9 protein-coding genes are annotated in these 7,791 nt (G+C 73.4%); 5 read left to right on the plus strand and 4 right to left on the minus strand.

Annotation, left to right across the window (positions count from 1 at the left end; genetic code table 11):
- The first annotated feature begins 167 nt into the window (after positions 1-167).
- Together ACJA3G_RS24550 and ACJA3G_RS24555 are read left to right on the plus strand one after the other, a co-directional pair.
- Positions 168-707, plus strand: coding sequence for a VanZ family protein (locus tag ACJA3G_RS24550; protein ID WP_406555208.1), 540 nt, complete (start codon positions 168-170; stop codon positions 705-707).
- A 95-nt stretch (positions 708-802) separates the two neighbouring features.
- Complete coding sequence (locus ACJA3G_RS24555) at positions 803-1,003, plus strand: PspC domain-containing protein (RefSeq protein ID WP_406555209.1); 201 nt, start codon at positions 803-805, stop codon at positions 1,001-1,003.
- 19 nt (positions 1,004-1,022) lie between these two features.
- Here the strand turns inward: ACJA3G_RS24555 and ACJA3G_RS24560 are convergent, their stop codons facing one another.
- From ACJA3G_RS24560 to ACJA3G_RS24570, 3 genes are all read right to left on the minus strand, one after another.
- The gene (locus tag ACJA3G_RS24560; RefSeq protein ID WP_406555210.1) at positions 1,023-1,733 is read right to left on the minus strand and encodes a hypothetical protein; all 711 of its coding nucleotides are present in this window, start codon (positions 1,731-1,733) and stop codon (positions 1,023-1,025) included.
- Between the two features lie 138 nt (positions 1,734-1,871).
- Positions 1,872-2,201, minus strand: coding sequence for an ATP-binding protein (locus ACJA3G_RS24565; protein WP_406555211.1), 330 nt, complete (start codon positions 2,199-2,201; stop codon positions 1,872-1,874).
- A 133-nt stretch (positions 2,202-2,334) separates the two neighbouring features.
- Positions 2,335-3,489 (minus strand): adenosine deaminase, encoded by a 1,155-nt coding sequence (locus ACJA3G_RS24570; RefSeq protein WP_406555212.1) that lies wholly within the window; start codon positions 3,487-3,489, stop codon positions 2,335-2,337.
- 114 nt (positions 3,490-3,603) lie between these two features.
- Between ACJA3G_RS24570 and ACJA3G_RS24575 the strand changes: the two genes are divergently transcribed.
- Positions 3,604-4,380: a prolyl oligopeptidase family serine peptidase gene (locus ACJA3G_RS24575; protein WP_406555213.1), complete on the plus strand. Its 777-nt coding sequence runs from the start codon at positions 3,604-3,606 to the stop codon at positions 4,378-4,380.
- 5 nt (positions 4,381-4,385) lie between these two features.
- Here ACJA3G_RS24575 and ACJA3G_RS24580 read toward each other — a convergent pair whose 3' ends face one another.
- Positions 4,386-5,282: a LysR family transcriptional regulator gene (locus ACJA3G_RS24580; protein ID WP_406555214.1), complete on the minus strand. Its 897-nt coding sequence runs from the start codon at positions 5,280-5,282 to the stop codon at positions 4,386-4,388.
- 120 nt (positions 5,283-5,402) lie between these two features.
- On the opposite strand from ACJA3G_RS24580, the gene ACJA3G_RS24585 reads away from it, so the two are divergent.
- Positions 5,403-6,674, plus strand: a complete 1,272-nt coding sequence (locus ACJA3G_RS24585; protein WP_406555215.1) for an MFS transporter — start codon at positions 5,403-5,405, stop codon at positions 6,672-6,674.
- 91 nt (positions 6,675-6,765) lie between these two features.
- Complete coding sequence (locus tag ACJA3G_RS24590; protein ID WP_406555216.1) at positions 6,766-7,764, plus strand: sigma-70 family RNA polymerase sigma factor; 999 nt, start codon at positions 6,766-6,768, stop codon at positions 7,762-7,764.
- The last annotated feature ends 27 nt before the right edge of the window (positions 7,765-7,791 follow it).

Below are 7,791 nucleotides of genomic sequence, written 5' to 3' on the forward strand. Positions count from 1 at the left end.
GGGTAGTCCGGCGTATCCGGGGCAGCACATTCAGCCGTTCCGGAAGGCGCCCTGGGGGGCCGCAGGCCCCTTCAAGGGGCGCGGGGAACTGCGCGACCAGCCCCCACCCAGCCGCAGACGAACCCCCGGCCGGAACCATTCGCGCGCCCCCGCGCGTCCTCGCCCATGTGCAACAGCGTCATGCCCTGGGCAACCCCCCCGTCATCCGGTTCCGCGTGGCGGGCTGCGCTCTTCTTCTCGCGCATCTGGCGCTCGTCGCGTGTCTCACCCTGCGGCCCCGCGACGTCATGTGGGTGACCGCGCCCAACCTCACCCCGCTCGCCGGCATCCGTGCCGACCTGGCGCTCGGCTGGGTCGAGGCGGTGAGCCGGATCGGGCAGGGCCTGCTGCTGCTCGCGCCGCTCGGCGTGCTGTTCCCCCTCGTCGGCGGACGGCTCGACGTCTCCCCCGTCGCCTCCCTCCTCCGTACGACCGCCGCCGCGGCCCTCGTCTCCCTCGGCATCGCCCTGTTGCAGACGTCCGTCCCCGGTCAGGTCGCCGACGTGGACGCGCTGCTCCTGAACACCGCGGGGGCCGCCTTCGCCCATATCGCCGTCGTGCCGGCCGGGCGTCTCGCGCTGCGGCGGCGTCAGGGGTACGGCCCGCGCGTACCGGCGGCGGCTCAGGGTCGTACCCCGACGATTCCCAGGGTCGGGATCGCCCCGTAGTCCGACGCTTTGCCCCGTTCGGGGCGGCAGGGTGGAGGCAGCGAACGACAAGGTGCCGAACGACACGGCACCGGCCTCAGCCCGAAGGAGTCACCATGGCCGCCCTTGCCCGCCCCCGCGACGGACGCATGATCGGCGGGGTGTGCGCCGCGCTGGCACGGCGCTTCGGCACCTCCGCCACCACCATGCGCGTGATCTTCGTCCTCTCGTGCCTGCTGCCCGGCCCGCAGTTCCTGCTCTACATCGCCCTGTGGATCCTCGTCCCCAACGAGAGGACCCAGCGCCCGGCCTGGTGAGCGAGGCCGCCGCCGGACGTCAGCCCAGCACCCGGCGCACCTTCTCCAGCTGCCTGTCCGCCACGTCCCTCGGCACCTCCACCAGCTCCTGCACCCCGCCCCTGGCCGGCGCGCCCAGGTTGATCGTCATGAACCGCACGATCGTCGTGCCGCGGCGCACCACGACGATGTGGACCGGCGTCTCCACGCCCACCTGGGTGGACGACGCGGACCAGCTCACCGACTCGTCGCCGCCGATCCGGTACGGCCGCGCCTTCACGCGCGCGTACGTGGAGGTCGTGGCGCCCAGATCGACCTTGAAGGCGGGGCAGGCGACGATCGCGGCCCGCAGGTCCTTCACCAGTTTCCCGGCGTCGGCGCGCGTGTACGTACTGAGCGACGCCGCGACCGCGAGGCCGAGCCTGCGCTGCGAGCCCAGGCCCCGGTTGACCGTCTCGCGCGCCCGGGGGTTCGGCCGGTCGCCCATGACGTCGGCGAGCGGCTGGCACTGGGGGCGGTCGGCCTGCGGACGGGTCCGGCCCTGGGCGGTGGTGTCGGCGGAGACCTGGTAGCCGGGCACGTCGCCCTGGGCGAGGGCCGTCCGCTGGAGGGCGGTGGCCGGCGAGGGCGAGGAGGCGTGGGAGGCGCGCGCGGCGGCCTTGTCGTCCGAGGCACCCCCCGAGCCGCACGCGGCGGTGAGGAGGAGCGCCGACGCCGACAGCACGGCGAGTCCAGTCGCCTTCACACGCATCGTGGAATTCTACTCACCTGTCAGTTGTCCGCGTACGAGCCGCGATCCTGGCACAGACGCGGCGGGGCGCACACCCGCGACCGGATGTGCGCCCCGCCACAACGCCTCCACGCACCGGCAGGCGGCACGTTCCTGCCATCAGCCCCCGAGGGCGGGCAGCCCGGCGCCGCCGAGCGGCAGGCTGCCGGTGGGCAGGCCGCCCAGGAGGCCGCCCACCGGGTCCGCGCCGGTCGGCGCGGACGCGCCCTTGCCCAGGGCGTGCTGACCGGCGGTCAGCGACTGCGGGGCACCCTTGGGGAGCGTCTTGGCGACACCCTCGACGGGCAGCGTCTTGGTCAGGCCGGACAGGGCGGGGAGCTCGGGAACTCCGGCCACGGCGGGCGCGGCGGAGGCCGTACCGGCGGCAGCGGCGGCGAAGGCGACACCGACAGCGGCGGCACCGAGCGTCTTGACGGCAGACTGCTTCATCTGGAATTCATCCTAGGGAAGGGGATGTGAGCGGCTCTGCAAGCTAGTCAGACCGCCGCTCGCCCCGCAAACACGTGAAACCACGGGAAACGGCCGGGAATTGCGCTCCCGGCCGTGCGGACGATTTTCCCGATCAGCCCATCGGCGGGGTGGAACCCCTGGTCGCGGCGGTCTGCTTGAACAGCCATTCGGATTTCAGCTCGGCGTAGCCGGGCTTGATGACGTCGTTGATCATGGCGAGGCGTTCGTCGAAAGGAATGAACGCTGATTTCATCGCATTGACGGTGAACCACTGCATGTCGTCGAGCGTGTAGCCGAATGCCTCGTTCAGGTGCTCGAACTCCTGGCTCATGCTGGTGCCGCTCATCAGCCGGTTGTCGGTGTTGACCGTGGCTCGGAAGTGGAGCCGGCGCAGCAGTCCGATCGGGTGTTCGGCGTACGAAGCGGCGGCGCCCGTCTGGAGGTTGGAGGTCGGGCACATCTCCAGCGGGACGCGCTTGTCCCGCACGTAGGCGGCGAGCCGCCCCAGCTTCACGGTGCCGTCCTCGGCGACCTCGATGTCGTCGATGATCCGCACCCCGTGGCCGAGCCGGTCGGCGCCGCACCACTGGAGCGCCTGCCAGATCGACGGCAGGCCGAAGGCTTCACCCGCGTGGATGGTGAAGTGGTTGTTCTCCCGCTTCAGATACTCGAACGCGTCCAGGTGGCGGGTGGGCGGGAAGCCCGCCTCCGCGCCCGCGATGTCGAAGCCGACGACGCCCGAGTCCCGGTAGGAGTTGGCGAGTTCGGCGATCTCCAGGGCGCGGGCGGCGTGCCGCATGGCGGTCAGGAGCGCCCCGACGCGGATGCGGTTGCCGTCGGCGCGGGCCCGGCGCTCGCCCTCCCGGAAGCCCTCGTTGACCGCCTCCACGACCTCCTGGAGGGTCAGCCCGTTCTCCAGGTGCTGCTCCGGCGCGTACCGCACCTCGGCGTAGACGACACCGTCCTGCGCCAGGTCCTCGGCGCACTCGGCGGCGACGCGGAAGAGCGCGTCGCGGGTCTGCATGACGGCGCAGGTGTGCGCGAAGGTCTCCAGATACCGCTCCAGGGAACCGGAGTCGGCGGCTTCCCGGAACCAGATGCCGAGCTTGTCGGCCTCGGTCTCGGGCAGGTTGGTGTACCCGGTCTGTTCGGCGATCTCGATGATGGTGCCAGGACGCAGACCGCCGTCGAGGTGGTCGTGGAGCAGCACCTTCGGGGCGCGGCGGATCTGGTCCGGGGTCGGTACGTCGGTGGTCTGGCTCGTCATCTGCGCATGCTAGCCCCTACGCGCGTAGATCACCGGGAGTCGCCCGGTTGCCGATACGTAACAGTGACCGCGCGGACGGGTGGAGTACACCTCGGCTTCTGAGACTGTTCTGCCATGGCACAGCATGCGACTTCCCTGCCTGCTGCCCGGCTCGGACGGGCCGTCGGCGCGACCGGCGCCGGCTCCTCGGTCGGCGGTGTGGTGCTGGTGCTGCCGGACGGCGATCCCGTCTCGGCGCGCCGCCCCTCCTCCCTCGCGTACGCCTCGGCGCTGCCGCTGGCGCGGCGGCTGGCCCGCGCGGGGCGCGACGACGGGCTGGTGGCCCATCTGGTGCGCTACCGGGGCCGGGGCTGGAACGGCGGCGACGCCCGGCTCGCGGCGGACGCCGAGTGGGCCGCGGACGAGGTGGGACGGCGGTACGGGGACGTGCCGGTGTGCCTGGCCGGACACGGGATGGGCGGGCGGGCGGCGCTGCGGGCCGCGGGGCACGAGGCCGTCGACTGCGTGCTGGCGCTGGCCCCTTGGCTGCCGGAGGAGGACGTGGCGGCCGAGCCGGAACCGGTGAAGCAGCTGGTGGGGCGGCGGGTGCTGATCGTGCACGGCACCAATGACGCGCGCTGCGACCCGGAGCTGTCGTTCAAGCTCGCCACGCGCGCGAAGAAGACCAACCGCGACACCTGCCGCTTCGAGGTCCACTCCGACGGGCACGGGCTGCGCCAGCACCGGACGGAAGTCCTGGCGCTGGCCGCCGACTTCGTGCAGGGGTCGCTCTTCGCGCACGCGTACGCGCGTCCCGTCGCCGACGCCCTCGCGGCCCCGCCGCCGCTGGGGCTGCGGATGCCGCTGGCGGCCGGCTTCGGGAAGTCGCTCGGCGGACAGCGGCGGCGGTAGGGCGCTCACTCCGGCAGCAACTGCCCCCGCCGCGACAGCAGGAACGCCTTGAAGGCGGCCACCGGCGGGGTGTCGGGGTGGCCGTCGAGCCAGGCCACCCCGATCTCGCGGACGGCCCGGGGCGCCGTCACCGTCAGCTCGACCACGCCCGGGCGGGCCACCGCGGGCGGCGGCAGCAGGGCCACGCCCAGGCCCGCCGCCACCAGGCCGCGCAGGGTCTCCGCCTCCTCGCCCTCGAAGGCGACCCGGGGCGTGAACCCGGCCCGGTCGCACAGGTCGTCCGTGATGCGCCGCAGCCCGTAACCGGGCTCCAGGGTCACGAACGTCTCCTCGGCCGCCTCCGCGAGCCGCACCCGCTTGCGGGCCGCGAGGCGGTGGTCGTCGGGGACGACCAGACGCAGCCGCTGCTCGTCCAGGCGCCGGGCCACCAGGTCGGGGGCGTCGGGCACCGGCGAGGTGAGGCAGAGGTCGAGGTCCCCCGCGCGCAGCCGCTCGATCATGGCCTCGCCGTAGTTCTGCACCAGCGTGAAGCGGACCCGGGGGTGGGTGACGCGGAACGCCCGGATGAGGCCGGGGACGGTCTCGGAGCCCATGGTGTGCAGGAAGCCGAAGGCGACCTTGCCCGTCGCCGGGTCCGCGTCGGCCCGCACCGACTCGGCGGCCCGCCCGACCTCCGCGAGGGCGCGCTCGGCCGAGCCGAGGAAGGTGCGCCCGGCCGGGGTCAGCGAGACCGTGCGGCCCCGGCGGGCGAACAGGGTGACACCCAGGTCCTCTTCGAGCCGCACCATCGCGCGCGAGAGCGTCGACTGGGGCATACCGAGCTTCTGCGCCGCGCGCGTGACGTGCTCGTGCCGGGCGACCGCGGCGAAGTACGCGAGGCGGGGCGCGAGTACCGCGACCATGTCTTCTTCGTTACTGTTCAATGACAGACACCCGCCTGAGCTGTGCTTATGCGTACGTGGAACGATTATGCGCGCTTCACGCATTGGACGCATGAATCTTCCCGGGCCTACGGTCGAACCATGCCTCCCGCCAGTACCGGGGCACCCGCCACCGTGGGTGCCTCCACCGCGCCGTCCCCCGACCAGCTCTTCCCGGGTGCTCCCGGCTACCGCCGGATGAGCTTCGCGCTCTTCGCGGCCGGGGTCGCCACCTTCGCCCTCCTCTACTCCACCCAGGCCCTGCTTCCGCTGATCTCGGGCGACCTGGGGGTGTCGGCCTCCGCGGCGAGCTGGACCGTGTCGGCGGCGACCGGCGCGCTGGCGCTGTGCGTACTGCCGCTGAGCGCGGTGTCCGAGCGGTTCGGGCGGTCCCGGACGATGACGGTCTCGCTGGCGGTCGCGGTCGGCGTGGGGCTGCTCGTCCCGTTCGCGCCCACCGTCGGCTGGCTGGTGGCGCTGCGCGCGGTCCAGGGCGCGGCCCTGGCCGGACTGCCCGCCTCCGCCATGGCCTACCTCGCCGAGGAGGTGCGGCCCAAGGCGCTCGTCGCGGCGATCGGCCTGTTCGTCGCGGGCAACTCCATCGGCGGCATGAGCGGCCGGATCCTGACCGGCTGGGTGGCCCAGGCCTGGGGCTGGCGCGCGGCGCTGGCGGCGGTCGGGCTGCTGGCCGCCGGGTGCGCGGTGGCGTTCCGGCTGCTGCTCCCGAAGTCGCGCCACTTCCGGGCCGCGCCCCTGGACCCGCGCGCGCTGGCCGCCACCGTGCGCGGCCACCTCGCGGACCCGCTGCTGGTGCGCCTGTACGCGATCGGCGCGCTGTTCATGACGGTCTTCGGCGCCGTCTACACCGTGATCGGCTACCGGCTCACCGCCGCGCCCTTCCACCTCCCGCAGGGCGTGGTCGGCTCGATCTTCCTGGTGTACCTGGTCGGTACGGTCTCCTCGGCGGGCGCCGGGACGCTGGTGGCCCGGCTCGGCCGCCGGGGCGCGCTGTACCTGGCCGTCTCCACCACGGCCGCCGGGCTGGTGCTGAGCCTGCTCGACTCGCTGGCGGCGGTCCTGGCGGGCCTGGTCCTGATCACCGCGGGCTTCTTCGCGGGCCACGCGGTCGCCTCCTCCTCGGTGAGCCGCACCGCGAAGACGGGCCGCGCCCAGGCGTCGGCGCTCTACCAGTCCGCGTACTACCTGGGCAGCAGCGCGGGCGGCACGCTGGGCGCGGTCGCCTTCCACTCCGGCGGCTGGCCCGCCACGGTCCTGCTCGGCCTGCTCGCCGTCCTCGGCGTCGTCTCGGTGACGCTGTACGGCAGCCACGCCGCCCGCACCGAGCGGCGACGCGCCTTGCCACACCCCGTGTGACCTGCTGATACGTCCGCCCGATGCGCGATTGTCAGTGGGCTCCTGTAGCTTCCGAAGAGCTGGAGCACATGGGCGATCTGGGGTGGACGCGATGGGTGATCTGACGGCGGATCCGGCGGCGGCGACGGACCTCGACTCCCGTCTGGAGCAACACCGGACCGAGCTGACGGGGTACTGCTACCGGATGCTCGGCTCGGCCTTCGAGGCGGAGGACGCGGTCCAGGACACGCTGGTGCGGGCGTGGCGTGGTTACGAGAAGTTCGAGAACCGCTCGTCCCTGCGGTCCTGGCTCTACCGGATCGCGACCAACGTCTGCCTGGACATGCTGACCGCCAGCGGCAAGCGGGCCCGCCCGATGGACCTCACGGCCCCGCAGACGGCGTCCTCGGCCGTGCTGCGCTCGCGCCCCGAGGTCACCTGGCTGGAGCCGGTGCCGGACGCGCGGGTGCTGCCGACGGCGGTGGACGACCCGGCCGAGACGGCGGTCGCGCGCGAGAGCGTGCGGCTCGCCTTCGTCGCGGCGCTCCAGCACCTGCCGCCCAAGCAGCGGGCGGTGCTCATCCTGCGCGAGGTGCTCGCCTGGAAGGCGAGCGAGGTGGCCGAGCTGCTCGGCACCACGGTGGCCTCGGTCAACAGCGCGCTCCAGCGGGCGCGTGCGACGCTGGCGGAGTCGGAGCCGCGCGCCTCGGACGCGGCGGACCCCCTCGACGAGGAGCAGCAGAAGCTCCTGGCCCGCTATGTGGCGGCGTTCGAGGGGTACGACATGTCGGCCCTGACGTCCCTGCTGCACGAGGACGCGACGCTGTCGATGCCGCCGTACGACCTGTGGCTGCGCGGCCCCGAGGACATCGTGGCGTGGCATGTGGGTCCCGGGGCCGACTGCCGGGGCTCGCGTCTCGTCCCCACGGTCGCCAACGGGACGCCCGCGTTCGGGCAGTACCGGCCGAGCGGGCCCGGGGGCCGGCACGAGCCGTGGGCGCTTCAGGTCGTGGAGATCGCGGACGGCCGCATAGTCGGCCTCAACGCGTTCCTGGACACGGCACGGTGGTTCCCGATGTTCGACCTGCCGCCGACGCTTGAGGAGGGGTGAGGGCGGGGGGCGTCTGCGGGTGAGTGG

This window comes from Streptomyces sp. YS-3 (genome assembly GCF_045257485.1).
Classification (GTDB): Bacteria; Actinomycetota; Actinomycetes; order Streptomycetales; family Streptomycetaceae; genus Streptomyces.